Genomic DNA, 25,354 nt, shown 5'->3' on the forward strand with positions numbered 1-25,354 from the left:
ACCTGCGCGAGGTGCCGGGAACCGCGTGCTGCCATAGTGCGGGTCACGCCGCGTGCACGACGTCCTTCTCCTCGGCGAAGTGGCACGCCGACTCGTGGGCCGCGGGGGAGTCCGCGTCCTTGAAGCGCTCGGGGATCGCCAGCAGCGGCACCTCCTCGGCGCACCTGTCCGTGGCCTTCCAGCAACGGGTGCGGAAGCTGCAGCCCGAGGGCGGGTTGGCCGGGGAGGGCACGTCGCCGGTGAGGATGATCCGCTCGCGGTTCTCACGGGCCTCCGGGTCCGGCACGGGGACCGCCGACAGCAGCGCCTGGGTGTAGGGGTGCGTCGGGTGGTCGTAGATCTGCTCGTCCGTGCCGATCTCGGCGATCTTGCCGAGGTACATCACGCCCACACGGTCCGAGATGTGCCGGACGATCGACAGGTCGTGCGCGATGAAGATGTAGGAGAGGTTGAACTCGTCCTGCAGTCGCTCCATCAGGTTGATGACCTGCGCCTGGACCGACACGTCCAGGGCGGAGACCGGCTCGTCGCAGATGATGACCTCGGGGTTCAGGGCCAGGCCGCGGGCGATGCCGATGCGCTGGCGCTGACCGCCCGAGAACTGGTGCGGGTAGCGGTTGATGTACTCCGGGTTGAGACCCACGACGTCGAGGAGCTCCTGCACCCTGCGGCGCCGGTCGCCCTTGGGGGCCACCTCGGGGTGGATGTCGAAGGGCTCGCCGATGATGTCGCCCACCGTCATACGCGGGTTGAGCGACGTGTACGGGTCCTGGAAGATCATCTGGATGTTGCGGCGGACCGCCTTGAGGGCCTTGCCGGACAGCTTGGTGATGTCCTGGCCCTTGTAGAAGATCTCACCGGCGGTCGCCCGCTCCAGGTTCATCACGAGCTTGGCCACCGTCGACTTGCCGCATCCGGACTCGCCCACGATGCCCAGGGTCTCGCCCTGGTAGAGGTCGAAGGAGACGCCGTCGACGGCCTTGACCGCGCCGATCTGACGCTTGATGACGATGCCCTGCGTCAGCGGGAAGTGCTTGACGAGGTTGCGCACCTGCAGGATCGGCTCGCCCCGGTCGACCGGCGCGTCGAGGGCGGCGACCGCCTCCTCCTCGGAGTGCACGTCGGTGACGTCCACGGCGGAGACGTTCGGTGTCGCGTCCTGCGGCTCGCCGGTCTTGGTCGGCTCAGCCATGGATCGTCTCCTTCCAGAAGTGGCACGCGCTGGCGCGGCCGGGCAGTTCCGTTCCGTCCGGCTCGGTCACCGGGACCAGCGGCGGACGATCCGTGCGGCAGATGTCCTGCGCCTTCTCGCACCGCGGGTTGAAGGCACAACCGCTGGGCACCTTCAGCAGGTTGGGCGGCAGGCCCTTGATCGCGTAGAGGTCCTGGCCCTTCTGGTCCAGGCGCGGGATCGAGTCGAGCAGACCCCGGGTGTAGGGGTGGGCCGGGCGCTTGTACAGCTCGTGCACCGGCGCCGTCTCCACGATGCGGCCCGCGTACATCACCGCGATCTTGTCGGCGACGTCCGCCACGACACCGAGGTCGTGGGTGATGAGGATCAGGCCCATGTGGTACTCGCGCTGCAGCTCCGCGAGCAGGTCCATCACCTGGGCCTGGACCGTCACGTCGAGGGCCGTGGTCGGCTCGTCGGCGATGATCAGGTCCGGCTCCAGCGCGAGCGCCATGGCGATCATGATGCGCTGGCGCATACCGCCCGAGAACTGGTGCGGGTAGTCGTTCACGCGCGCCGCGGCCGCCGGGATCTTCACCCGGTCCATCAACTCGATCGCCTTGGCCTTGGCCTGCTTGCGGGACAGCCCCTGGTGGACGCGGAACATCTCACCGAGCTGGAAACCCACGCTGAGCACGGGGTTGAGCGCGGAGAGCGCGTCCTGGAAGATCATCGCGATCCGCGCGCCGCGCAGCTTGCGCCGCTCCTCGGCGGACATCTTCAGCATGTCCTCGCCGTAGAAGCGGATCTCTCCCTGCGGGATGCGGGCCGGCGGCATGTCGAGGATGCCCATGATCGCCTGCGCGGTCACGGACTTGCCGGAGCCGGACTCGCCGAGCACGGCGAGCGTCTCCCCGGAGTTCACCGAGTAGTTGACGCCGTTGACGGCCCGGACGACACCCTCGCGGGTCTGGAACTCGACGTGCAGGTCACGCACTTCGAGCAGCGGGCCGGTCTTCCCGGCGTCGCCGGGTCGCGGAGCCGGGACGGCGTCCGTCGGTTGGATGGTGGTCACGTACGCCTCCCTCAGCGCATCTTCGGGTCGAAGGCGTCGCGGACGACGTCGCCGAGCATGATGAACGCCAGCACGGTGATGCTCAGGGCGCCGGCCGGGAACAGCAGCGCGTGCGGCGAGGTCAGGAACCGGTCCTGGGCGTCACTGATCATCAGACCCCACGAGATGTTGGGGTACTGGATGCCGATGCCCAGGTAGGACAGGGCGGCCTCGGCGGCGATGTAGACACCGAGGTTCATGGTGGTGATGACGATGACGGGTGCGAGCGTGTTCGGCAGGATGTGCCGGAACGCGATCCGACCCGAGCCCGCGCCGAGCGCACGGGCGGCCATCACGTAGTCGTTGTACTTGTTCGAGATGACCTCGCCGCGCATGATCCGGAAGACCTGCGGCCAGCCGAGGATCGCCATGATGAACGACACCGTCCACACGTCGCCGCCGCCCCAGATCGACATGATCAGCAGACCGCCGACGATGAGCGGCAGGGCCGAGAAGACCTCGGTGATCCGGGACAGCAGCGCGTCGATCCAGCCGCCGACCAGACCGGCCAGCATGCCCAGCAGGCCGCCGATCAGGGTGGTGGCGACGGTGGTGACCACACCGACGACGATCGAGTTCCGGGTGCCGTACACGGTCCGCGTGTAGATGTCGCAGCCCTGCACGTCGAAGCCGAACCAGTGCCCGGACGTCGGCCCGTTCATGGAGTTCTGCAGCTGGCAGAAGCCGTCCGAGAACGGGGAGCGTGCCGTGAACAGGCTGGGCACGATCGCCAGCGCGAGCAGGAAGACGATGATGAAGGCGGTCCCGAGGAACATGGGCCGCTTGCGCAGGTCCGCCCAGCCGTCCTTGAGCAGGCTGGCCTGACGGGCCGCCGCCTTCTCCTCGGCCTCGATCTCCTTGGCGAGGGAGGCCTCGTCGGTGGTGGGCCTCTCTATCGTCTTCTCACTCATAGCGGATCCTCGGGTCGAGCACGGCGTACATCAGGTCTACGAGGAGGTTGGCGGCCAGGTAGATGAGCACCAGCAGGGTCACCAGGCCGACGACGATCGGCCGCTCGCGCAGATAGACGGACTGGGCCAGCTGGCCACCGATACCGGGCATGTTGAACACCCGCTCGGTGATGATGGCGCCGCCCATCAGGGCGCCGAGGTCGAAGCCCAGGAAGGTGACGACCGGGATCAGGGAGTTGCGCATCGCGTGCAGGCCGATGACCCGGCGCCGCGGCAGGCCCTTGGCGATCGCGGTACGGACGTAGTCCGCCCGGAGCGACTCCGTCAGGCTCGTCCGTACCAGTCGCGCGATATAGGCCATCGAGGTCGAGGCGAGCACGATGGCCGGGAGGATGTAGCTCTGCGGCCAGCCCTTGTCGATGCCGGCGACCGGCGTGGCCTTGAGGTTCACGCCGAGCTCCAGCTGAAGGACGCTGCCCAGCACGAAGACCGGGATGGAGATCAGCAGGAGGGTGGCGACCAGCACCACGTTGTCGAGGAACTTGCCCTTCTTCAACGCGGACATGATGCCCGCCAGGATGCCGATGACGGCCTCGATGGCGAAGGATGTCAGGCCCAGCTTGAGCGTGACCGGGAACCGCTCGGCGACGATGTCCGAGATGGCACGGCCGTTGTAGGTCTCACCGAGGTCACCGGTGAAGACGCCACTGATGTAGTGCCAGTACTGCTGGTACAGCGGCTCGTTGAGGTGGTAGTGCGCGCGGATGATGGCCGCGATGTTGGGGTCGGCGCGCTTGTCGCCGGCCAGTGCCTGGATCGGGTCGCCGGGCAGCGCGAAGACCAGGCAGAAGATGATGAACGTGACGCCTATCACCACAGGGATCACCTGCAGGAGGCGGCGCACGACGTATCGGCCCATGGGTGCTCCAGAGGGGGGTGCTCGATCCGCCCGTGGCCGGGGCGGCGGCACTGTCGGACGGGAGACGGCAGAAGGGGTGAGCAGGGGAAGGCTTCGAGCCCCTCCCCCTGCTCACCCTTTGGCCGCGGTCGGACCTGATCAGTTACGGCTCAGCCGAGCTTGACCGTGTCCCAGAGGACCTGGTGGCCGGCGACCTTCATCGACTTGATGTTGTCGCTGAAGCCGGCGTTCAGCGTGTAGAAGTACACCGGGATGTACGGCAGGTCCTTCAGCAGGACGTCGTCGGCCTGCTGGTAGATCTTGACGGCCTCCTCGTGCGTCGGGGCCTGGTCGCCCTTGACGAGGAGCTTCTCGAACTCCTCGTTGACGTAGCCGGAGTAGTTCGAGCCGTTGGTGATGGCGTCCTTCGAGAAGACCGGACGGAGGTAGTCCTCCATGTCCGGGTAGTCCATGCTCCAGGCCATACGGAACGCGCCCTGGTACTTCTTGGCGTCCAGGTCGTTGAGGATGGTCTGGAACTGCTCGAACGGCTTGGCCGTCACCTTGATGCCCAGGTTCTGCTGGAGCTGGTTGGCGACCGCCTCGACCCACTCCTTGTGGCCGCCGTCCGCGTTGTAGCCGATCTCCAGCGTGTTGCCGGGCAGCCCGCCGGCCTGCTTGTAGAGCTCCTTGGCCTTGCTCGGGTTGTAGGTGCAGGCCTCACCGCAGGCGCCCTTGCGGTAGCCGTCGATGATCGGGCTGATGTAGTCGTCCGCGGGCGTACGGGCACCGACGAAGACCTTCTCGGCGATCGTCTTCCGGTCGATCGCCATGGAGATGGCCTTGCGCAGGTCCGCGTTCTGGAACGCCTTGTTGTACTTGATCGGGAAGCCGATGTAGCCGACGGCCGAGTCGGCCTCGTCGATCGTGCGGCCCGGCAGGTCCTTCTTGTAGGTCGGCAGACCCGAGGTCGGAACGTTGATGTCGATGTCGAGGTTGCCCGCGACCAGGTCCTTGTAGGCCGTGTCCAGGTTCGAGTAGATCTTGAAGTCGACACCCTTGACCTCGATCTTCGAGGCGTCCGGGTACTTGTCGTACTTGACGGTGTCGATTTCCTGGTTGTGCTTGACCTTCCCCTTCATCATGAAGGGGCCGTTGCCGATCGGGGCCTCGCCGAAGCCCTTCGGGTCCTTGAAGAACGCCTTGGGCAGCGGGACGAACGCGGTGAAGGACAGCTGCGACGGGAACGCCGAGAACGGACCGTTCAGGGTGACCTGGAGGGTGTTGTCGTCGACGGCCTTCAGACCCGACATCGTGTCGGTCTTGGGCTTCTTGCCCTCGCCCGGGTTCAGGTCGCTGTAGCCCTGGATGTGGCTGAACAGCGGGTTGGTCTGCTGGGCGTTGGTCTGGTTGGCGCCGTAGTTCCAGGCGTCGATGAAGGACTGGGCGGTGACCTTCTCGCCGTTGTGGAAGGTGTAGCCCGGCTTCAGCTTGATCGTCCAGACCTTGTTGTCCTTGGTCTCGATCGACTGCGCCATGGCGTCGACGACCTTGTTGTTGGCGTCAAGCTTGGTCAGACCCGTGAAGAGAGCGTTGATGACCTGGCCGCCCTCGGTCTCGTACGTGTTGGTGGGGACCAGGCTGTTCTGCGGCTCACCGATCTCCATCGACACGATGCCGTTGCTCTTGCCGCCGCCCGAGCCGCTGTCCCCGCCACCACCACAGGCCGTCGCGCCCAGCGCCACAACCGCGGCTATCGCAACCCACTTGGCGCTCTTGGCACCACGCATGGGGCTCCTCCTCATGAGTCCAATGGTTCACCGCATGGGAGGACACCTGACACGTCGCCGTCACCGGCGCCTGAAACGTTCAGGTGTCCCCCGCGCTCGTGAGTCGGCGCCACCGATAGCGCATGACCCGTTGATCCGAGCTCTACGCGCCTAACTATCTGCCATCGACCAAGGACGAACCACACTCCTAAGGTCTCGGTTCCATCACACCTGGCCCGTACATCTTCCAAAATCCGGACAAACGGTTTGCCGAAAGATCCCTGCGAAACGGACTTGTTACACATCTACCGGGGCGCGGTGTCCGCATTCCGGACGCTCGGGGGAAAAATCCGGTTGCGGTTACAGTGAAGGTGTGCGGGGGCGCCGCTGGCGTGCGCGCACACCGATGCGCACCGTGCACGCGGCGTCCTGTTCGGGTGAACGGCAGCCCCCGCAAAGTCCGTTCGCCGACGATCCGCCCGGCATGGCCGGAATGCACCTCGCCAGCAGGGTAGTGCGCACAGGTCGGGCTGTGCGGCTCCCTGGAGGAAGTGAAGGGTTTTCCCTATCCCCTGTTTTGCGCGACAGCGCCGGGCACCCCCGTCTCGCGGAGCGCCCGACCCTGTCGTGGATGGCCGGAAATCAGCTGTGCTTGGCGCGGCTCGCGGCGCGGGCCCGCTCACGCTGGTCCAGGACGACCTTGCGGATGCGGACCGCCTCCGGCGTCACCTCGACGCACTCGTCGTCGCGGCAGAACTCCAGGGACTGCTCGAGCGACAGCTTGCGCGGCGGCACGATCGATTCGGCGATGTCGGCCGTGGCGGACCGGATGTTCGTGAGCTTCTTCTCCTTGGTGATGTTGACGTCCATGTCGTCGGAGCGGGAGTTCTCGCCGACGATCATGCCCTCGTACACCTCGGTGCCCGGCTCCACGAACAGCGTGCCGCGCTCCTGGAGGTTCGTCATCGCGAACGCGGTGACGGAGCCGGAGCGGTCGGCCACCAGCGAGCCGTTGTTACGGGTCTGCAGCGGGCCGGCCCACGGCTCGAAGCCCTCGTGGATGGAGTGGCCGATGCCCGTGCCACGGGTGCTGGTCAGGAACTCGGTGCGGAAGCCGATCAGACCGCGGGAGGGGACCACGAACTCCATGCGGACCCAGCCCGAGCCGTGGTTGGACATGTTGTCCATACGGCCCTTGCGGACGCCCATGAGCTGCGTGACCGCGCCCATGTGCTCCTCGGGCACGTCGATCGTCATGCGCTCGAACGGCTCGTGGACCTTGCCGTCGATCTCCTTGGTGACGACCTGCGGCTTGCCCACGGTCAGCTCGTAGCCCTCACGGCGCATCTGCTCGACCAGGATGGCCAGCGCCAGCTCACCGCGGCCCTGGACCTCCCAGGCGTCCGGGCGCTCGGTGTCCAGCACCCGGAGGCTGACGTTACCGACCAGCTCGCGGTCGAGACGGTCCTTGACCTGGCGGGCGGTGACCTTGCGGTCCTTGACCGTGGCCTTGGCGTTGGCGCCCTTGCCCGTGCCGCCCCTGCCGACCAGAGGCGAGGTGTTCGTACCGATGACCATGGAGATCGCGGGTTCGTCGACCGTGATCAGCGGCAGCGCGATGGGGTTCTCGGGGTCGGCCAGGGTCTCGCCGATCATGATGTCGGGGATGCCGGCGACGGCGCAGATGTCACCCGGGCCGGCCTTCTCGGCGGGCTTGCGGGTGAGGGCCTCGGTCATCATCAGCTCGCTGATGCGGACGTTGCCGATCGTGCCGTCGCGCTTGATCCAGGCGACGGTCTGGCCCTTGCGCAGCTCGCCCTGCTCGACGCGGAGCAGTGCGATACGGCCGAGGAAGTTGTCGGCGTCCAGGTTGGTGACGTGGGCCTGGAGCGGGGCTTCCTCGTCGTAGCTCGGGGCCGGGATGTGCTCCAGGATCGTGGAGAAGAACGGCTCCAGGCTGGTGGAGTCCGCCGGGACCGTGCCGTCCTCCGGCTTGGTCAGCGAGGCGATGCCGTCACGGCCGCAGGCGTAGACGATCGGGAACTCGATCTGGTCCTCGTCGGCGTCCAGGTCCAGGAACAGGTCGTAGGTCTCGTTGACGACCTCGTCGATACGGGCGTCGGGGCGGTCCGTCTTGTTGATGCACAGGATGACGGGCAGCCGGGCCTGGAGCGCCTTGCGCAGCACGAAACGGGTCTGCGGCAGCGGGCCCTCGGAGGCGTCGACGAGCAGCACGACACCGTCGACCATCGACAGACCGCGCTCGACCTCGCCGCCGAAGTCGGCGTGGCCGGGGGTGTCGATGATGTTGATCGTGATCGGGTCTCCGCCGTCCTTCGGGTGGTACTTCACCGCCGTGTTCTTGGCGAGGATCGTGATGCCCTTCTCACGCTCCAGGTCGTTCGAGTCCATGACGCGGTCGTCGACCTGCTCGAGCTGGTGGGCGGCGAAGGCGCCGGCCTGCTTCAGCATGCCGTCGACGATGGTCGTCTTGCCGTGGTCGACGTGGGCGACGATGGCGACGTTGCGGATGTCGTGACGCGTTGCAGTCACAGCCATATTGCGGCGTACTCCCGGAGTGGTGGGACGGCTGCGCGTACGTCCTCGGTACGCGCGCCCTGCCGGGCTGAACGTGCCACGGCCTCACCCCATGGTACGGGGGCGCTGCCGCTGAGGGGGGGCGGGTTACGTTGGTGCAGCTCAGGTCTGGTTCCGGGGCACCCGGTGCTGGGGCTGGGCGGGGGTTGGGTGCGCTTCCCGGCGCTGGCAGGTGCCGCTGCGCCCACCCGTGCCGCCCCAGCGGCACGACTGCCCGCAGCTACGGCGGCTACGGCAGGTCCTGCGGATCCGGCAGCTACGACGACGGGCTCGGGGACGGTTTTGCGCCCTTCTTCAGGTAGCCCATGTCCTCGTAGACCGGGGTCTCGAAGCCGAACGAGCCCGCGTTCGCCAGGTTGGTGCGGGTGGCGGTGAGCTGGGGGCGCTGGTAGAGCGGAATCGAGGCCGCCGTGGCCCAGATACGGGCGTCGGCCTTGCGGACCAGGTCCCGTTCCTCGTCCTCGTCCAGCGTGGCGATCGCCTGGTCGAAGAGCTGGTCCACCTGGTCGGTGCCGACCCGCGTGTAGTTCTGTTCGACGCTCAGTGAGCCGTCCGCCGCCGGTACCGGCTTGGCGAAGATCGGCCGGGCGTCGGTCGCGGGGAACGCGGTCGCGGGCCAGGAGTACAGCGCCAGGTCGTAGTCCCCGGACGCGACGTGGTCCTTGAAGTAGCTGTCGTCGGGGACGTCGGTGATCTCCGTGCGGATCCCGACCTTCTGAAGCATGCGGGCGATGCGGTCGCCGACGGTCCGCAGGGCCTTCGAGGCCGGTCCGGAGGGCAGCACGAACCGCAGCTGCAGCGCCTTGCCGTCCTTGGCGAGCGCCCCGGAGGCGGCACCGCCCGGCGCGGCCGTGCCCTTGGGCGCGTACGCCCCCGGCGCCCCGCCCGGACGCCGGCCGTGCTCCTGCTGGAGCTCGCCGTCGAGGTGCCTGCCCGCCTGTTCGTCGGCGGGCTTGTTCGCGTGGTCGCGGGGGTCGTGCTGGGCGGGCGGCTTGTCGTCCTGGCCGACGATGTGGGCGCCGTCGTTGCCCGTGCCGTCCCCGTGCTCCGCCTCGTGGCCCTGGGGTCCGGCCGCGCTCTTCTTCTTTTTCGGCTCCTCCTTGACCGGGCCGCCGGGCACCCAGCCCGCCTCGGCCAGCAGCGCCTGCGCCTGGGCGGTGTCCTGTTTGCCGAGGGAGCCGCTGTTGTCCTGGTAGGCGTCCTGCCCGGCGAGCGCGAGGTGGCTGCCGACCGGCACGGCGGGCAGGCCGAGCGGCTTGAGGACCAGCCCGGCCAGCTCGGTGCGGTCCAGGGCGCGGGCGATCGCGCGGCGCACCCGCTCGTCGGTGAGGGGGCCCCGGGAGCCGTTGAGGGCGAGCTGGGTGTAGGCGGGTTCCAGGGACTTGCGGATCACGAAGCCGCGCAGGGCCTGCTGCGGCGCGGCGCCGGGCGCGCCCGTGGCGCCGCTGGGGGGCGCGGAGGGGCCCTGAAGGGGCTTGCTGCCCTTGTCGCGGGCGGCGAGGGTGATCCGCTCGGCGTCCTCCGGGTTCACCTCCGCCATGTCGACCTTGCCGTCGGCGAGCGCGGCGGACCGCTGGTCGAGCGGCACGGCCACGAGCACGATCTGGGAGAGCTTGGCGGGCCGTCCCCACCAGCGCGGATTGCGGGTGAGGGCGACCTCCCCGCCCTTGCTGTCCACCTTGGCGAGGGAGAAGGGCCCGGCGGTGACCTTCAGGCCGTGTCTGGCCGCGTCGTTGAAGCTGTCCGGGGTGCCCGTGACGTCCTTCGGGTACAGCGGCGAGAACAGCGACCGCCAGTCGGCGTACGGCTTGCCGAAGGTGACCTTGACCTCGAGGTTGTTCGCGCCGCGCTCCACCTTCTCGATGCGGTCGTAGCCGGCGTTGCGGGCAGTCCAGTAGGCGTTGTCCTTGCCGGCGAGGGCGCGCCACTGGGCGGCGAAGTCGTCGGCACCGATCTCCCGGCCGTCGCTCCAGACGGCCTGCTGGTTGAGGCGGTAGACGACGACCTGCTTGGGCTCGGTCGACACCACCTTGGCGGACTCCAGGAAGTCCGGATCGCGCTGCGGTCGGCCCTGCGCGTCCAGCCGGAACAGGGAGGGCAGGACGGCGCCCGCGATCCGGGTGGTCGTGGCGTCGGCGTCCGCCTGGAAGGTGTTCAGGGTCTCGGGCACGGCGTCGACGGCCCAGCGCAGGGTGCCTCCGTCGGCGACGAGGGCGCGGGCGGCGGGAGCGACGTCCTGCGCGGCGACCGGCTTGCTCTTCTGCTCGTCGTCGGCGCTGCAGGCGGCGAGCGCCGAGGCCGCGAGGGTTCCCGCGGTGAGGAATGCGACCGAGCGCAGTACCGCGCGCGGTCCGACGCCGTCGTGGGACATCACGTCTACCTCCGAGGGGCCGCTCCGCGGATGAGCGGGGTTGGGGCGCTATGATCCGGTTTGGAAGCATTGGGGGTATTTGGAGCTGATCGGATGTATGCGCCCACTGAAGAGGAAAGGGGGCGGCGGGATGCGACGACACGACGACGCGGCGGGGCAAGCTCACCCATGTGGCGCAGCCGACCGCCTGTCCGGTCCCCCGCTGCCTCCACCCCGGCGTGGCGGGAGATTCGAAAACGCACCCGCACACACCCCCGTGCGTCGGCCAATCGCTGCATGTCCCTTCCCTACGGTCGGTGTGACGCGCAACACTCGCAGGCGCATGAGCGTTGCCGGCCCGGTCCGAGGGACCCGTGGAAGCGAGGTCACGTCATGTCCGTGCACGAGGAACTGACATCGGTCCAGCGCTGCCTCGACGACCTGTGCCGGTCGGTGGGGCGGCTGGAGCGGCAGATGGGCAGCGGCGGGCTCGACATCCGCCGAGTCCGCACCGACGCCGACCACCTGCGCGAGAGCGTGGCGCTGCTGCGCGAGGCGGCCAGTGCGGCAGGCGCATTGCGGCGGCCCGATCTCGTCGCCATCCCCGACACCCCGTACGACACCACCCTGTGGACGGACTCGGACGACGAGGGTCTCGGCGCCCGCGACCGGCACGCCCCCTGACGAAGAAGGTGCGTCCCAAGTTGGCCACTGGCACCGAATCCCCCGACACCCACGCCGCCGCGCCCGGCGGCGAGCGGACCGGCAGGCGCGCCGCGATCCCCGGGCGCCACCTGCGCACCGACCGCTGGTGGCTGGCCCCGGCCGGCACCGCCGCCGGGCTGCTGGCCTTCGTCGTGTACTCGACCTGGCGCGCCTTCGCCGACGCGCACTACTACGCCGCGCCGTACGTCTCGCCGTTCTACTCTCCGTGCCTGGCGGAGCGGTGCCGGACCATGCACGCGGGGCCCAACGCGGACCTCTTCGGCAGCTGGTGGGCGATCTCCCCGGCGATCATCATCCTGATCTTCCCGCTGGGCTTCCGCCTGACCTGCTACTACTACCGCAAGGCCTACTACCGCGGCTTCTGGGCGTCGCCCCCGGCCTGCGCGGTGGCGGAGCCGCACAAGACGTACACCGGCGAGACCCGCTTCCCGCTGATCCTGCAGAACGTCCACCGGTACTTCTTCTACGCGGCGCTCCTGGTGGCGGGCGTCCTCACCTACGACACCGTGCTCGCCTTCCGCGACCAGCACTACCGCTGGGGCCACATGGGGCTCGGCACCCTGGTCTTCCTGGTGAACATCGCGCTGATCTGGGCGTACACGCTCTCCTGCCACTCCTGCCGGCACATCGTCGGCGGAAAGCTCAAGCACTTCTCCCGGCACCCGTTGCGGTACCGGACGTGGGTGTTCATCAGCCGGCTCAACGCCCGGCACATGCTGCTGGCGTGGGCGTCCCTGGTCAGCGTGGCCCTCGCCGACTTCTACGTGTACCTGGTGGCGTCCGGCGCCTTCGCCGATCCGCGCTTCTTCTGACGACAGTGAGGCCTTCTGATGTCCGTGGTCGACCGGCAGGAGTGGGACGTGGTCGTGGTCGGGGCCGGCGGCGCCGGGCTGCGCGCCGCCATCGAGGCCCGCGAGCGCGGCGCCCGCACGGCCGTGATCTGCAAGTCGCTGTTCGGCAAGGCGCACACGGTGATGGCGGAGGGCGGCATCGCGGCGGCGATGGGCAACGCCAACCCGCACGACGACTGGCAGGTGCACTTCCGCGACACCATGCGCGGCGGGAAGTTCCTCAACCAGTGGCGGATGGCGGAGCTGCACGCGCGCGAGGCGCCCGACCGGGTCTGGGAGCTGGAGACCTGGGGTGCCCTCTTCGACCGTACGCAGGACGGGAAGATCTCCCAGCGCAACTTCGGCGGCCACGAGTACCCGCGCCTGGCGCACGTCGGTGACCGTACGGGGCTCGAGCTGATCCGCACGCTCCAGCAGAAGGTCGTCGCACTCCAGCAGGAGGACAAGGAGGAGACCGGCGACTACGAGTCCCGGCTGAAGGTGTTCCAGGAGTGCACGGTCACCCGGATCCTCAAGACTGTGCCTGACAGCGGCTCCGCCGCGGGGGACCGGGTGTCGGGTGTCTTCGCCTACGAGCGCGAGTCGGGCCGCTTCTTCGTGCTGGAGGCGCCCGCCGTCGTGATCGCGACGGGCGGCATCGGCAAGTCCTTCAAGGTGACGTCGAACTCATGGGAGTACACCGGCGACGGGCACGCGCTGGCGCTGCTCGCCGGGGCGCCGCTGCTGAACATGGAGTTCGTGCAGTTCCACCCGACGGGCATGGTCTGGCCGCCGTCGGTGAAGGGCATCCTCGTCACCGAGTCGGTGCGCGGCGACGGCGGGGTGCTCATGAACGCAGGCGGCAAGCGGTTCATGTTCGACTACATCCCCGACGTCTTCAAGGAGAAGTACGCGGAGACGGAGGCGGAGGCCGACCGCTGGTACGACGACCCGGACCACAACCGCCGCCCGCCCGAGCTGCTGCCCCGGGACGAGGTGGCGCGCGCCATCAACGCCGAGGTGAAGGCGGGCCGCGGCTCCCCGCACGGAGGTGTCTTCCTGGATGTGTCGACGCGCATGCCCGCCGAGGTCGTCCGGCGCCGGCTGCCGTCGATGTACCACCAGTTCAAGGAGCTGGCGGACGTCGACATCACCGCCGAGGCGATGGAGGTCGGACCGACCTGCCACTACGTGATGGGCGGTGTGGCGGTCGACTCGGACACGGCGGGGGCCCGTGGGGTCGCGGGCCTGTACGCGGCCGGGGAGGTGGCCGGCGGGATGCACGGATCCAACCGGCTGGGCGGCAACTCGCTCTCCGACCTGCTGGTGTTCGGGCGCCGGGCCGGTCTGCACGCCGCGCAGTACGCCATGGGGCTGGCCGAGCGGCCGCGCGTGGACGACGTCCAGGTGGACACGGCGGCGGCCGAGGCGCTGCGCCCGTTCTCGGCGGAGGGTCCGGCGCCCGGCGAGGACATCGGGGCGGAGGGCCGCCCGCCGGAGAACCCCTACGCCCTGTACCAGGAACTCCAGCGGACCATGAACGACCTGGTCGGCATCATCCGCCGCGAGTCGGAGATGCAGCAGGCGCTGAAGAAGCTGGCGGAGCTGCGGGTGCGGGCGCGCCGGGCGGGCGTCGAGGGGCACCGGCAGTACAACCCGGGCTGGCATCTGGCGCTGGACCTGCGGAACATGCTGCTGGTCAGCGAGTGCGTGGCGCGGGCCGCGCTGGAGCGCACGGAGTCGCGCGGCGGTCACACCCGCGAGGACTTCCCGTCGATGGACCGGGCGTGGCGGCGGGTCAACCTGCTGTGCCGGCTCACCGACCCGACCGAGGGCCTGGCGGCGACGGACCCGGTCCGCGGCCAGATCGCGCTCACCCGGGAGACCACCGAACCCATCCGCCCCGACCTGCTCGCCCTCTTCGAGAAGGAGGAGCTGGTGAAGTACCTCGCCGAAGAGGAGCTGTACGAATGAGCAGCTACGAAGCCCGCTTCAAGGTGTGGCGGGGCGATGCGAGCGGCGGCGGCCTGGAGGAGTTCAAGGTCGAGGTCAACGACGGCGAGGTGGTGCTGGACATCATCCACCGTCTGCAGGCCACCCAGGCCCCGGATCTCGCGGTGCGCTGGAACTGCAAGGCCGGCAAGTGCGGTTCGTGCTCGGCGGAGATCAACGGGCGGCCGCGGCTGATGTGCATGACACGGATGTCGGTGTTCGACCGGGAGGAGACGATCACCGTCACTCCCCTGCGCACCTTCCCGGTGATCCGCGACCTGGTGACGGACGTCGGCTTCAACTACGAGAAGGCGCGCGAGGTCCCGGCCTTCGTCCCGCCCGCGGGGCTCGGCCCGGGCGAGTACCGCATGATGCAGGAGGACGTGGACCGCTCGCAGGAGTTCCGCAAGTGCATTGAGTGCTTCCTGTGCCAGAACACCTGCCATGTGGTGCGCGACCACGAGGAGAACAAGCAGGCGTTCGCGGGCCCGCGCTACCTCATGCGGGTCGCGGAACTGGACATGCACCCGCTGGACGCGGCGGCCGAGCGGGGCCTGGACCGCAAGCGCGCGGCCCAGGACGAACACGGCCTCGGCTACTGCAACATCACCAAGTGCTGCACGGAGGTCTGCCCCGAGGGCATCAGGATCACGGACAACGCCCTGATCCCGCTGAAGGAACGGGCGGTCGACCGCAAGTACGACCCCCTGGTGTGGCTGGGTTCGAAGATCAGGAGGCGTTCTTCGTAGCAGCGGCGTCCCGGGTGCGGTCGGGTCGCCGGGCCGACAACTGCGACGCCGTGCCGGCCAGATACAGCCCGAAGCCCATGGCCGCGAGGGGCATATGGGCGAAGGGGGCGCCGTTGAGGGGGCCGAGGAACGCGTAGCCGGACATGCCGACGGCGCCCACCGGCGTGCCGTAGCCCTACAGCCTCGGCCGCATGATCCTGCTCCCGCCCCACGGCGGCACCCAGCCCGTCGCGATCGCGGCGACACCCGTCACCACGCCCGCCGGCAGCGCCGACGCGGTCACCCTGCCAGGACCCAGTGCGTGCCGGTCATCGTCACACGAACTCCAGTGCGCGCTCGAGGTTGTGTTCCGCGATGCCCCGCATCGGCCCCGGTTCCGGGTAGTCGCCGTCGAGGAGCCTGAGGGGGCCCGCCACCAGGGAGAGGTGCAGGGCGAGCCGGTACAGGCGCAGCCGGTCCGCGTCGAGGTCGTCGGTGCGCAGGGCGTCGTAGTGGGGGCCGAAGCGGAGCTGGAGGAAGACGTGCTCCCACTCGGCGTCGAAGTACATCATTCCTTCGATGTCGATCAGTGCCGGACGGCCCTCCGCGTCCAGCAGGACGTGGTCGGGGCCCAGTTCGCCGTGGACGACGATGTGGCGGGCCCGGGGGCGCACCGCCGCGAAGAGCTCGTGCAGGCGGTGGTCGAGCCGGTCGCGTACGGCCGCGGCACGGGGCTCGCGGGCCGCGGCCTCCTCGGTGTCCCGCAGTGCGCGGTCCCGTACGACGGCTTCGCACGAGGCGCCGTGCGCGGATCCGCCGTCGTCGACGACGGCGACCTTGCCGAAGCGGGGGGCGGTGTGGGCGCGCATCGCGGCCAGGGTGGCGGCGAGGTCCTTCAGCGGGCCGGTCGCCGCGTGGGGGTCGCGGCGCAGCAGCTCCTCCAGGGTGCCGCCGGGGAGGTCCTCGACGATCGCGGCGTCCGCGGGCAGGTGCGTGTGGGTGGGGTCGGCGAACAGCAGGCTCGGTGTGCGGATGCCGAGGGCCGTGAGACGGTCGTGCGACGCCGTGAACAGGTCGAGGCCCGAGGCGTGCGAGAAGGGGTCGCGGGGGTCGGCGGGCGGAGCGTCCCAGTAGTCCTCGTCGGGTGACCAGACGTAGGCGATCGCGGTGGAGCCGTCGTCGAGGGTGAGGCGGTAGACGCCCTTCTTCGAGCCGCCGCGCAGCCGGGTGACGGTGTCCAGGCGGCGGGTGGGGCCGAGCGCGGCGCGCGCCAGGGGGGCGAGGGCGTCGCGGCCGAGGGGCGTCCGGGCGGCCGTCATACCGGTGCGCGGCCGACGTGCCGGGCGCGGAACTGGAGCACCGCGCCGGACATCATCAGGGCCAGGCCGATGGCGGAGACGACATCGAGGACGGTGAGGTCGCGCACGGTGGAGCCGTACCTGCACAGCCCCAGGCCCGCGGCGAAGCACAGCGCTCCAAAGTCCCACAGACGCGGCCGCGGGAGCTCCGTTCGCGCCCAGGGCCCGACCCGGCCGGTCGTGAGGACCAGGATGCCCGCGACCGCCTGGAGCACCACGACCACGTACACGGCGATCAGTGAGGTGATGTGCAGCATCGCGCCCCCGGCGGTTCGTTGGCCTGATCATGGCACCAACCGCTGCGTAGAACCAGATCCATCCCCCGTACATCAGGCGCCGCACCCCGGTCGCGGTGCCGCGTATTCAGCCATACGCTCCGAAATGTGACGCCGCCCCACCGTCGACGCCGACCGCGCACGGCCGCCGTGTTCCGAGCCGCGCGGAGGGTGCCTGTCGTGTTCGCCGTGGTGCTGGTGCCGCACCAGACCTCCACCGGGGATCTCGTGCTGCCGCTGGTCGCCGCGGTCGCGGCCGTCGCCGTGGCGGCGTACGCGTCGGTGCGGCGCAGGCTGCGCGCGGCGACCCGTACGACACCCGGCGGGATGCTGCCCACCGTCGTACCGCTCGACGAACTCGATCGGCGGGCGCGGCGGTTGCTCGTCGAGACCGACGACTGTGTGCGCACCAGCCGGGAGGAACTCGGCCGCGCGGCCGAGGCGTTCGGGGACGCGGCGGTACGGGAGTGTGCCGAGGCGGTGGAGTTCGCCGCGGTGGAGCTGGCACAGGCGTTCCGGCTGCGGCAGCGGTTCGACGACGGGGAGGGACAGGCGCGGGGGCTGCTGGAGGAGGTCGTCGAGCGGTGCGAGGCGGCCGGGCGGCGACTGGACGCTCAGGCGCCCGAGTTCGACCGGATCCGCGCACTGGAGCGGACCGCGGGCGAGGCGCTGGAGCGTGCCGAGGCACGGCTGCGGGAGGTGACGGCACGGGTCCCGGAGGCGGACCGCACGCTCGCCGAGATGCGCGCGCGGTACGCCCTGTCGGCCTGTCTGCCGGTGGCCGGCCACGACGACCAGGCGAAGGACCGGCTGCTCTTCGCCGCGACCGTGCTCCACCGGGCGCGGCAGGCGATGGGGGACGGCGCGACGGACGACGCGGTGGCCCTGCTGCGCGCCGCCGAGGCCGCGACCGACCAGGCGACGGTCCTCGTGGACGGTGTGGGCCGGCTCGCCGCGGACCTGACGGCGGCGGCGGATCGCCTGCCCACGGCCCTGACCGACATGGAGGCCGACTTCGCCGAGGCCCGCGGGCTCCTGGGCACGGACACCGCCCGGGCGATCGCCCACGCCGAGTCGGCGGTGGCGCGGGTGCGGGAGGAGCGGAACGGGGAGGGGCCCTACGACCCCGTGGGCGCGCTGCGGCGCATCGAACAGGTGGCCCTGGGGCTGGACCGGGCCCTGCATCGAGTCGCGCGGGGTTCCGGGGCGCCGGGGCGGCTCGAGCGGGCCGTGCTCGTGGCCCGCAGCACCGTCGGGGCGGCCGCCGACCATGTGACCACGCACCGCGGCGCCGTCGGCTGGGAGGCGCGGACGCGGCTCGCCGAGGCCGAGCGGCGGCTGCGCGGTGCGGTGAACACCGCTGTGCCCCCCGTCCCCGCGCCGGCCGACGCCCTCGCCGACGCCCGTGAGGCCGACGCATTCGCCCGGGAGGCCCGCCGGCTCGCGGAGCGGGACGTACGGACGTACGGGACGCCGTACGGCGAGGGTCTGTGGACGGGCGGCGCCGTGTTCGGCGGCATCCTGCTCGAAGCGCGGCACGGCCCTGGCGGCCACGGCGGACCCGCGAGCTTCGGTGGGCCGGCCACCCGGGGGCGCAGGGACGGCGGCGAGCTGTTCCGGACGGCGCCGGCCGAGAGCCGGCCCTGGCTGGGAAACACGGACCCGGCGCCTAGAACAGACTCAGCAACGCCTCCGCCGGGTCCGTGACGCCGCCCTCGCCGCCCGGCAGCGGGAGTTCGAACCACACCGTCTTGCCGCGCGGCGTACGGCGCGAACCCCAGGCCGCGGAGAGCATGCCGACCAGTTGCAGCCCACGGCCGCCCTCGTCGGTGTCCCGGGCGCGGCGGCGGCGCGGCTGGACCAGGCCCGAGTCCCACACCTCGCACACGAGCGTCCGGTCAAGGAGCAGCCGGAGTCTGATCTCGCCCTCGCCGTAGCGCAACGCGTTGGTGACCAGCTCGCTGACGAGGAGTTCGGTGGTGTCGACCAGCGGTTCGAGGTCCCAGCTGAGCAGCTGTCCGCGCGCGTATTCCCGGGCCCGGCCCACGCTGCGCGGCTCGCGGGGCAGCGTCCAGTCGCCGACGGAGTCGGCCGGCAGTCCCTGCACACGTGCCATCAGCAACGCGATGTCGTCCTCGCCGTGATGGGTGTCCAGAGTGGCGAGGACGTGGTCGCAGACGTCCTCCAGTGGCTGGGAGGGGTCGGTGAGGGCGCCGACGAACGCCTGCAGGCCCTCGTCCAGGGGGTGGTCGCGGGACTCCACCAGGCCGTCCGTGTAGAGCGCCAGCAGCGCGCCCTCCGGGAGTTCGACCTCGACCTCCTCGAACGGCTCGCCGCCCACCCCCAGGGGCATCCCGGGCGGCACGTCCAGCATCAGCGCGGCCTCGCCCGGCTCGACGAGCACCGGCGGCAGATGGCCGGCGTTGGCGAAGGTGCAGCGGCGCGTCACCGAGTCGTAGACCGCGTACACACAGGTCGCGAGGTAGACCTCGGACAGGTCGGCCTCGCGGGGCCGGCGGGCGGCACGGGTGGCCTGCTGGACACCTCCAGGGGCGCCGAGGCCGCGCGCGATCTCGTCCAGTTGCGCGAGGACTTCGGCCGGTTCGAGGTCGAGCTGGGCCAGGGTGCGCACCGCGGTGCGGAGTTCGCCCATGGCGACGGCGGCGCGCAGGCCCCGGCCCATGACGTCGCCGACCACCAACGCGGTGCGATGGCCGGGGAGTTCGATGACGTCGAACCAGTCGCCCCCGACCTCGCTCGGCCGCCCGGTGGCCGCGTTTCCCGGCAGATACCGGCAGGCGATGTCCAGGCCGGAGGCCTCCGGGTCACCCGGCGGCAGCAGGGACCGCTGCAGGATCAGCGCCCGTTCGTGCTCACGGCGGTACAGGCGCGCGTTGTCGATGCAGACCGCGGCGCGCGCGGCGAGCTCCACGGCGAGCGCGCGGTCGCGTTCCCCGAACGGCTCGCTGCCCTTCGTGCGGGAAAACTGGGCCAGGCCGACCACGGTGTCGTGCGCGACCATCGGGACCGCGAGGGTGGACTGGATCAGGCCGCCGTCCTCGGCGGAGATGTGCCGTGGGCGCGCGGTGCGCAGGGCGTCGGCGAAGGCCGAGTTGAAGGAGAAATGGTGCACCGCGCCGACCTCGACGGGCGCGGGCCCGCCGGCCAGGGGCGCGTCCGAGACGGCGCTGGCGAACGCGACGCGGCGCAGCTCGGCGCTGCCGTCGGGCAGGCCCGGCGGTGTCTCGTCGCCGGCCAGGAGCCCCTGGTAGAGGTCGACGGTGGCGAGGTCGCAGAAGCCGGGCACGACGACGTCGAGGAGTTCGCGGGCGGTGGTCTCCAGGTCGAGGGAGTTGCCGATGCGGGCGCCGGCCTCGTTCAGCAGGGCGAGGTTGCGGCGGGCGGCGGCGGCCTCGCGGGCGGCGGCGCGGCGCGCGGTGATGTCGGTTCCGAGCCAGGCGATACCGATGGGCCGGCCGCTGCCGCTGTGCACCCGGTAGAGGTTGACGGACCAGTGCTTGCGCTCGTCGGAGCCGGGGACGGACCCCGCGATGTGCATGTCCGTGATGGACTGGCCGGTCTCCAGGACGCGCCGCAGCGTGGCGGTGATGCGCTCGGCCTCCGGGGACTGCAGGTAGTCGTGGACGGTGCGGCCGCGGTGTTCGGCGGGCGTGCCGCCGAACGTGGAGGCGAACCGCTCGTTGGCGCGGCGTACCCGCAGGTCGGAGTCGATCAGCAGGAAGCCGAAGGGAGATTGGCCGAATATCGCCTGCGAGGCGGCGAGGTCGGTCTCGATGCTGCGGAGGGTGCGGGCGTCGACGATGATGCACACCGCGCCCTGTTCGCCGTCCTCGGTCGTGGTGGGCATCACATAGACCTCGGCGAGCCCCTCGGTCCGCTCCGCGTCGGGCAGCCGGAAGGGGATGACGCCGGTCCACTCGCGGCCGTCCAGGATCTCGGCCATCTTGCGCTGGCCGCGCTCGCGCAGGTCCGGGGCGACGAACGCCTCTATGGGGTCCATGCCCACGGCCCGCTCGGCGGGGATGCCGAAGAGATGCTCGGCGCGCAGGCTCCACTGGTCGACGAGCCCGTCGGGGCCGAGGGAGAAGGAGGCGACCTTGATGTAGTCGTAGATGGAGCCGGGCGGACTGCTCTGCCACAGGGGGCCGCCCGCCGGGTCGCGCGGTTCGACGGCCGCGGCGGCATCGACCGCGGCCCCGCCCCTCGCGCCGTCCGACGGGTCCTCGGACTCCGTGGCCTTCGCTGGTATCTCGCTCACGCGAACCGTCCCCTCCAGCTCACCGCGTCCGGCACCGGTCACCGGGGGCGGCTGCCCGCAGTATCCAGCACTACGGTGCCGCACAACACGGTGTTCACGATCACAGCACGATCCCGATGGTTTTTGGACCGGCCGGGCAATACTCCCAGTCTTCTAACCAGGTGGTGCCCGCTCGAACCAAAGAACGCCGCCCGCGCTCCTGGCGCGATCCGATCGGTCGGTGCACGCCCCGCCGGCCGCGCCCGCGGCGCGCTGCCGTGCACCGGATGAGCGCGGTCAGCAGGGAACCGCGAGCTCGAACCAGACCGTCTTTCCGCTGTCCGCCGGCCGGGTGCCCCAGCGGCGCGAGGAGTGGGCGACCAGCTGCAGACCGCGGCCGTCCTCCTCGTCGGAGCGGGCCTTACGCTCGCGGGGGAAGTCGGGGAGCGGGTCGGAGACCTCGACGCGCAGGGTGGGCACGGGGCCGGCGGCCCGGACGAGGCGGACGCCGATGGGGCCCGTGGCGTGCCGCATCGAGTTGGTGACCAGCTCGCTGACCAGCAGCGCGGCGACATCGCCGAGCTCGTCGAGACCCCAGGTCCGCAGCTGGCCCCGGACTACGGCGCGGGCGGTGCGGACCGCACCGGGGTCTGCGGGGAACGTCCACTCGGCGCTTTCGCCTTGAGTGTCGAGCACGCCGATCACTTCCCAGGCCAGAAGCCCACCCATGTCCGGTTTCGTGGGGTTAATGGGCACATACCCGATATCAATGGCGCCTTACCGCGCACTGGGGCGCACTGTGGCACGAACGGCGTATGGGGCGCCAGCCCCTGGCGCAACATCAGCCCCATCACCACCAGCCGCCGAGAGACCGGGACGCCCCCGCTCCGGGGCGCGACTTGCGGCTTTTCCGCAGGTGGGGACGGTGTCATTCCGGCCTGCGCGGCGGCGGAGGCCGTTCACAAAGCGGGCACAGGTTTTACCGTATCCATGCACAGGAGCCCGAGTTCAACACGGCCCGGGCACGGTCGCCGAACTGTCGTGGCCCGCTCGGAGGGCGGGAGTTCCTGGCTCTACGAGGCGCCGTGGTGCGGGAGCGGCTGCCACGCGGCCCGTACCGCTTCGACCGCCGCGACGTCCTGATCGAGCCAGTCGACGTCCCGGACCTGCTCGCGGGTCAGCCAGCGCAGCTCGTCGTGGTCCTGCAGGGGCTCGGGGGTGCCGGCGACGAGGCGGGCGGTCCACACGCGCAGGACGTACCCGGGCTTGAGGGGCCACTCCCCCGGGACGCGTGCGACCGGCTCCGCCGTGACGCCGAGTTCCTCGCGCAGTTCGCGCACGAGGGCCTGCTCGGGGGTCTCTCCGGGTTCGACCTTGCCGCCGGGCAGCTCCCAGCCGCCGGCGAGTTCCGGGGGTGCGCTGCGGCGGGCGGCCAGCAGGCGGCCGCCGTCCAGCACGGCGGCGCCGACCACCACGATCGGTTGCGTCATGCGCCGGAGCCTACGGGAGCCGCGCGACGGGTCACCCACGCGGGAGGGGTCACCCACACGCGACGGGCGCGGCTCACGCGCCTCCGTTCTGCCCGACGCGCTCCACCCAGTAGAGCTGTTTGTGGCCGCGGTCGCCGAGGCTGTCCACGATCTTCTGCGCCTCGGCGCGCGTGGCGTACCTGCCGACGCGGTAGCGGTTGCCGTTGTCGTCCTGCCGTATGACGAGCCAGGGGAGAGTGACCGTGCTGTCGTTCATCGCGCCCCACTGCTCCTTCCCGCCCCTGCCCGCCCGAGGCCCGCCCCCGGCTTCCGCCGCGCCCCGCCCACCAAGGAAACCGCACTGCGCATATGCCCGAGCCTACGCCTTACCTTCACGCAGCGAATCCGACTTTTCACAAAGAGGTACGCAACCAGCCATGACAGAGGGAGCGCGCGCCGTCACACGCGCCCCCTAACACGCCCCTGGTGCACGCGGAGCAGCGCGAAGCGCCGGGGGTCAGGCGGCGAGAAACGACCGGATTGCAGCGGCTGGACAGCCTGGGCAGCGGGGCAACCGGGGGCTCGGGACGGCGACTTGAGGGAGGACGGGCGCGACGGCCGGGGTGAGGTTGTCGGCGACGGACGCCGGGGCTCGTGGAGGCGGGTGTCGTGGTGCTCCCGGAGGCGGGTGCCGGGTGCTCCCGGAGGCGGGCCGCGCCGCCCCCTTTCGGCTACTTCACCGGCTTCCGGCTACTTCACCGGCAGGTGGTACGCCACCCGGTACCTGTCCGCCGGTACCACCACGTCCGCCGTCTCGACCGGGCGGCCCGAGGCATAGAACGTCCGCTGGATGACCAGGACCACATGGCCGGGGACGCCACCCAGGGCCAGGAGTTCCTCCGCGAGGCCGGGGCGGGCGCCGACCTCCTCCGTGACGTTGTCCACGATCACGTCGATGGCCGCCATCCGCTCCACGACCCCCATGCCGCCGAGCGGGCCCTCCTCGGGCAGCATCACGGGGGTGCGCCCCGTCAGCGCGAGCGGCTCCCACGACGTGGACAGCATCATCGCCTCGCCCGCGTCCCGGAACACGTACTTCGTGCACATCACCCGGTCACCCGGCTGGATGGCGAGCCGCTCGGCGATCGCGCCGCTCGCCGCCGTCTGCTCGCTGTGCGACTCCCAGGTCCCGCGCGCGGAGGCGTCCGCCTGCTCCTGGCGGAACGGGGTCGCGCCACTCTCCGGCCGGAACCCGGAGCGGGCGATGCGCCGCGGATCCGGCCGCTCCCGGACGTAGGTGCCCGACCCGGAGCGGCCCTCCACCAGCCCCTCGGCCATCAGCACCTTGCGCGCCTCCAGGGCGACCGTGTCCGAGACGCCGTACTCCTCGCGGATGCGGGCCTGGGACGGCAGCCGGGTGTGCGGCGGCAGCAGACCGTCGACGATCTTCTTGCGCAGATCACCCGCGACACGCAGATACGCCGGCTGCTCACCGAAAGTCACTGGCCGCTCCCATCAGGTTGTACAGACAGCAACAGCCTGGCAACCGTCGGTTCCGCCATGCAAGCACGGGCCAAAGAATCACCCGATGTGATGACTTCTCCCTGCCGAGGGCTTTACCCAGGCACTTTCTCCCCGTTGTGGACGCCGTCACACCTGCCCCGAACACGGAAGTGGGACACCTGTCATGACAGAGAGTCAGAAGACTGACAACTAGCCTTCTCGCATGACACCTTTGCCGGACTGTTACTGCCCGGCGGACGGCACCCGGGTGGCCGCGGAGTCGCTCGCCTGGTGCTGCCCCGTCTGCTGCGGCCCGCTGGACCTGGACTTCGCGCCCACGCCCGCCCCGCTGAAGTCCCTCGGCGGCCGGGTGAACTCGCTGTGGCGGTACGCGGAGACGCTGCCGCTCGCGGGGCCCTCCATCAGTCTCGGCGAGGGCCGTACACCGCTCGTGGAGCTGACGGACGGCATCTCGGCGAAGCTGGACTTCCTGATGCCGACACTGTCCTTCAAGGACCGCGGCGCGGTGCTGCTGGCCGAACTCGCGCTGCGCCTGAAGCCCCGGCAGGTGATCGCCGACAGCAGCGGCAACGCGGGCACGGCGATCGCCGCGTACTGCGCCCGGGCCGCGCTGCCGTGCACGGTGTACGTCCCCGAGGGCACCTCGGCCAAGAAGCTGGAGCAGATGGAGGCGCACGGGGCGCGGGTGGTACCGGTCGAGGGCGGGCGTGAGGCGGCGGCGCGGGTGGCGCGCGACGCGGCGGACGCGCCGGGGGTGTTCTACGCGTCGCACGTCTTCAACCCCTACTTCCTGCACGGCACGAAGACGTACGTCCACGAGCTGTGGGAGGACCTCGGCGGGCGGCTCCCGGACGTGCTCGTGCTCCCCGTCGGCAACGGCACGCTGCTGCTGGGCGCCTCCCTCGCGATCGCGGAGCTGTACGGGGCGGGGCTGCTCGACCGCCGCCCGGTGCTGTACGCGGTGCAGGCGGCGGCGGTCGCCCCACTGGCACGCGCGTGGGAGGAGGGCGCCGAGGACCTGGTGGACGTCACTCCCGCGGGGCCGACGTCGGCCGAGGGGATCGCGATCCCGCGGCCGCCCCGGGCCCGCCAGATCCTGCGCGCGGTACGCGACTCGGGCGGCACGTTCCTGACGGTGACCGAGGACCAGATCCGCCATGCCCAACTCGATCTGGCGTCCCGGGGCCTGTACGTGGAGTCGACGGGCGTGGCCTGCTGGGCGGCCGTACGGGAGGGGGTCCTCGGATCCCGCAGTGCGGTGGTGCCGCTGTGCGGGGCGGGGCTGAAGACGGGGCTGGCCGGCCCCTGAGACCACCGGGCCGGGGACGCCCTCCCCGGCCCGGTCGTCCCACCCGGTGACGAAGAAGCGCTCCCTGCCGATTC

General features: G+C 70.8%; 21 protein-coding genes. 6 read left to right on the forward strand and 15 right to left on the reverse strand.

Annotated features, from left to right (window positions below):
• Positions 1-43 precede the first annotated feature (43 nt).
• From AB0N14_RS01815 to AB0N14_RS01845, 7 genes are all read right to left on the reverse strand, one after another.
• Positions 44-1,192 carry a dipeptide ABC transporter ATP-binding protein gene (locus AB0N14_RS01815; RefSeq protein WP_366023763.1) on the reverse strand — a complete coding sequence of 383 codons (1,149 nt, stop codon included), beginning with the start codon at positions 1,190-1,192 and terminating at the stop codon, positions 44-46.
• Entirely contained in the window at positions 1,185-2,246 is a 1,062-nt protein-coding gene (locus AB0N14_RS01820) for an ABC transporter ATP-binding protein (RefSeq protein ID WP_366023764.1), read from the reverse strand. The genes AB0N14_RS01815 and AB0N14_RS01820 overlap by 8 nt, the downstream gene beginning before the upstream one ends.
• A gap of 11 nt (positions 2,247-2,257) precedes the next feature.
• Positions 2,258-3,196 (reverse strand): ABC transporter permease, encoded by a 939-nt coding sequence (locus AB0N14_RS01825; RefSeq protein ID WP_366023765.1) that lies wholly within the window; start codon positions 3,194-3,196, stop codon positions 2,258-2,260.
• Positions 3,189-4,115: an ABC transporter permease gene (locus tag AB0N14_RS01830; RefSeq protein WP_366023766.1), complete on the reverse strand. Its 927-nt coding sequence runs from the start codon at positions 4,113-4,115 to the stop codon at positions 3,189-3,191. The genes AB0N14_RS01825 and AB0N14_RS01830 overlap by 8 nt, the downstream gene beginning before the upstream one ends.
• A 149-nt stretch (positions 4,116-4,264) precedes the next feature.
• Positions 4,265-5,884, reverse strand: a complete 1,620-nt coding sequence (locus AB0N14_RS01835) for an ABC transporter substrate-binding protein (RefSeq protein WP_366023767.1) — start codon at positions 5,882-5,884, stop codon at positions 4,265-4,267.
• Between the two features lie 621 nt (positions 5,885-6,505).
• Entirely contained in the window at positions 6,506-8,422 is a 1,917-nt protein-coding gene (typA, locus tag AB0N14_RS01840) for a translational GTPase TypA (RefSeq protein ID WP_366023768.1), read from the reverse strand.
• 295 nt (positions 8,423-8,717) lie between these two features.
• A complete protein-coding gene (locus tag AB0N14_RS01845) occupies positions 8,718-10,832 on the reverse strand; it encodes an ABC transporter family substrate-binding protein (protein WP_366023769.1) in 2,115 nt (704 codons plus the stop codon).
• 372 nt (positions 10,833-11,204) lie between these two features.
• Between AB0N14_RS01845 and AB0N14_RS01850 the strand changes: the two genes are divergently transcribed.
• Genes AB0N14_RS01850 through AB0N14_RS01865 form a run of 4 tightly spaced genes read left to right on the forward strand, consistent with a single transcriptional unit; the run spans position 11,205 to position 15,108 of the window.
• Positions 11,205-11,495 (forward strand): hypothetical protein, encoded by a 291-nt coding sequence (locus AB0N14_RS01850; protein WP_263231826.1) that lies wholly within the window; start codon positions 11,205-11,207, stop codon positions 11,493-11,495.
• Between the two features lie 20 nt (positions 11,496-11,515).
• The gene (locus tag AB0N14_RS01855; protein ID WP_366023770.1) at positions 11,516-12,349 is read left to right on the forward strand and encodes a hypothetical protein; all 834 of its coding nucleotides are present in this window, start codon (positions 11,516-11,518) and stop codon (positions 12,347-12,349) included.
• 18 nt (positions 12,350-12,367) lie between these two features.
• Positions 12,368-14,341 carry a fumarate reductase/succinate dehydrogenase flavoprotein subunit gene (locus tag AB0N14_RS01860; protein WP_366023771.1) on the forward strand — a complete coding sequence of 658 codons (1,974 nt, stop codon included), beginning with the start codon at positions 12,368-12,370 and terminating at the stop codon, positions 14,339-14,341.
• Positions 14,338-15,108, forward strand: coding sequence for a succinate dehydrogenase/fumarate reductase iron-sulfur subunit (locus AB0N14_RS01865; protein WP_366023772.1), 771 nt, complete (start codon positions 14,338-14,340; stop codon positions 15,106-15,108). The genes AB0N14_RS01860 and AB0N14_RS01865 overlap by 4 nt, the downstream gene beginning before the upstream one ends.
• On the opposite strand, the gene AB0N14_RS01870 is transcribed toward AB0N14_RS01865, so the two are convergent.
• From AB0N14_RS01870 to AB0N14_RS01880, 3 genes are all read right to left on the reverse strand, one after another.
• Entirely contained in the window at positions 15,089-15,268 is a 180-nt protein-coding gene (locus AB0N14_RS01870; protein ID WP_366023773.1) for a hypothetical protein, read from the reverse strand. The two genes, AB0N14_RS01865 and AB0N14_RS01870, sit on opposite strands and share 20 nt — an antisense overlap.
• A 154-nt stretch (positions 15,269-15,422) precedes the next feature.
• The gene (locus tag AB0N14_RS01875) at positions 15,423-16,406 is read right to left on the reverse strand and encodes a phosphotransferase (protein ID WP_366023774.1); all 984 of its coding nucleotides are present in this window, start codon (positions 16,404-16,406) and stop codon (positions 15,423-15,425) included.
• Positions 16,403-16,702 carry a hypothetical protein gene (locus AB0N14_RS01880; protein WP_366023775.1) on the reverse strand — a complete coding sequence of 100 codons (300 nt, stop codon included), beginning with the start codon at positions 16,700-16,702 and terminating at the stop codon, positions 16,403-16,405. The genes AB0N14_RS01875 and AB0N14_RS01880 overlap by 4 nt, the downstream gene beginning before the upstream one ends.
• 198 nt (positions 16,703-16,900) lie before the next feature.
• Here AB0N14_RS01880 and AB0N14_RS01885 point away from each other — a divergent pair, with 198 nt between their 5' ends.
• Positions 16,901-18,427 carry a hypothetical protein gene (locus tag AB0N14_RS01885; protein ID WP_366023776.1) on the forward strand — a complete coding sequence of 509 codons (1,527 nt, stop codon included), beginning with the start codon at positions 16,901-16,903 and terminating at the stop codon, positions 18,425-18,427.
• On the opposite strand, the gene AB0N14_RS01890 is transcribed toward AB0N14_RS01885, so the two are convergent.
• From AB0N14_RS01890 to AB0N14_RS01910, 5 genes are all read right to left on the reverse strand, one after another.
• On the reverse strand, positions 18,390-20,999 hold the full coding sequence (locus AB0N14_RS01890; protein WP_366023777.1) for a SpoIIE family protein phosphatase: 2,610 nt from the start codon (positions 20,997-20,999) through the stop codon (positions 18,390-18,392). The genes AB0N14_RS01885 and AB0N14_RS01890 overlap by 38 nt on opposite strands.
• Before the next feature lie 276 nt (positions 21,000-21,275).
• Positions 21,276-21,707: an ATP-binding protein gene (locus AB0N14_RS01895; RefSeq protein WP_366023778.1), complete on the reverse strand. Its 432-nt coding sequence runs from the start codon at positions 21,705-21,707 to the stop codon at positions 21,276-21,278.
• Between the two features lie 344 nt (positions 21,708-22,051).
• Positions 22,052-22,468: a (deoxy)nucleoside triphosphate pyrophosphohydrolase gene (locus tag AB0N14_RS01900; RefSeq protein WP_366023779.1), complete on the reverse strand. Its 417-nt coding sequence runs from the start codon at positions 22,466-22,468 to the stop codon at positions 22,052-22,054.
• Between the two features lie 73 nt (positions 22,469-22,541).
• Positions 22,542-22,724 carry an SPOR domain-containing protein gene (locus AB0N14_RS01905; protein WP_366023780.1) on the reverse strand — a complete coding sequence of 61 codons (183 nt, stop codon included), beginning with the start codon at positions 22,722-22,724 and terminating at the stop codon, positions 22,542-22,544.
• Positions 22,725-23,197: 473 nt separating this feature from the next.
• On the reverse strand, positions 23,198-23,950 hold the full coding sequence (locus tag AB0N14_RS01910; RefSeq protein ID WP_366023781.1) for a GntR family transcriptional regulator: 753 nt from the start codon (positions 23,948-23,950) through the stop codon (positions 23,198-23,200).
• 223 nt (positions 23,951-24,173) lie between these two features.
• Here AB0N14_RS01910 and AB0N14_RS01915 point away from each other — a divergent pair, with 223 nt between their 5' ends.
• The gene (locus AB0N14_RS01915) at positions 24,174-25,280 is read left to right on the forward strand and encodes a pyridoxal-phosphate dependent enzyme (RefSeq protein ID WP_366023782.1); all 1,107 of its coding nucleotides are present in this window, start codon (positions 24,174-24,176) and stop codon (positions 25,278-25,280) included.
• The last annotated feature ends 74 nt before the right edge of the window (positions 25,281-25,354 follow it).

The sequence above is a fragment of the Streptomyces sp. NPDC051104 genome, from assembly GCF_040682835.1.
GTDB lineage: Bacteria > Actinomycetota > Actinomycetes > Streptomycetales > Streptomycetaceae > Streptomyces > Streptomyces cynarae.

Excerpts from the sequence above, each read along its gene's own strand:
- AB0N14_RS01880 (WP_366023775.1), bottom strand. The coding sequence starts at position 16,702 with ATGCTGCACATCACCTCACTGATCGCCGTGTACGTGGTCGTGGTGCTC.
- AB0N14_RS01830 (WP_366023766.1), bottom strand. The coding sequence starts at position 4,115 with ATGGGCCGATACGTCGTGCGCCGCCTCCTGCAGGTGATCCCTGTGGTG.
- AB0N14_RS01895 (WP_366023778.1), bottom strand. The coding sequence starts at position 21,707 with ATGGGTGGGCTTCTGGCCTGGGAAGTGATCGGCGTGCTCGACACTCAA.
- typA (WP_366023768.1), bottom strand. The coding sequence starts at position 8,422 with ATGGCTGTGACTGCAACGCGTCACGACATCCGCAACGTCGCCATCGTC.
- AB0N14_RS01860 (WP_366023771.1), top strand. The coding sequence starts at position 12,368 with ATGTCCGTGGTCGACCGGCAGGAGTGGGACGTGGTCGTGGTCGGGGCC.
- AB0N14_RS01900 (WP_366023779.1), bottom strand. The coding sequence starts at position 22,468 with ATGACGCAACCGATCGTGGTGGTCGGCGCCGCCGTGCTGGACGGCGGC.
- AB0N14_RS01815 (WP_366023763.1), bottom strand. The coding sequence starts at position 1,192 with ATGGCTGAGCCGACCAAGACCGGCGAGCCGCAGGACGCGACACCGAAC.
- AB0N14_RS01915 (WP_366023782.1), top strand. The coding sequence starts at position 24,174 with ATGACACCTTTGCCGGACTGTTACTGCCCGGCGGACGGCACCCGGGTG.
- AB0N14_RS01835 (WP_366023767.1), bottom strand. The coding sequence starts at position 5,884 with ATGCGTGGTGCCAAGAGCGCCAAGTGGGTTGCGATAGCCGCGGTTGTG.
- AB0N14_RS01875 (WP_366023774.1), bottom strand. The coding sequence starts at position 16,406 with ATGACGGCCGCCCGGACGCCCCTCGGCCGCGACGCCCTCGCCCCCCTG.
- AB0N14_RS01825 (WP_366023765.1), bottom strand. The coding sequence starts at position 3,196 with ATGAGTGAGAAGACGATAGAGAGGCCCACCACCGACGAGGCCTCCCTC.
- AB0N14_RS01845 (WP_366023769.1), bottom strand. The coding sequence starts at position 10,832 with ATGTCCCACGACGGCGTCGGACCGCGCGCGGTACTGCGCTCGGTCGCA.
- AB0N14_RS01850 (WP_263231826.1), top strand. The coding sequence starts at position 11,205 with ATGTCCGTGCACGAGGAACTGACATCGGTCCAGCGCTGCCTCGACGAC.
- AB0N14_RS01865 (WP_366023772.1), top strand. The coding sequence starts at position 14,338 with ATGAGCAGCTACGAAGCCCGCTTCAAGGTGTGGCGGGGCGATGCGAGC.
- AB0N14_RS01905 (WP_366023780.1), bottom strand. The coding sequence starts at position 22,724 with ATGAACGACAGCACGGTCACTCTCCCCTGGCTCGTCATACGGCAGGAC.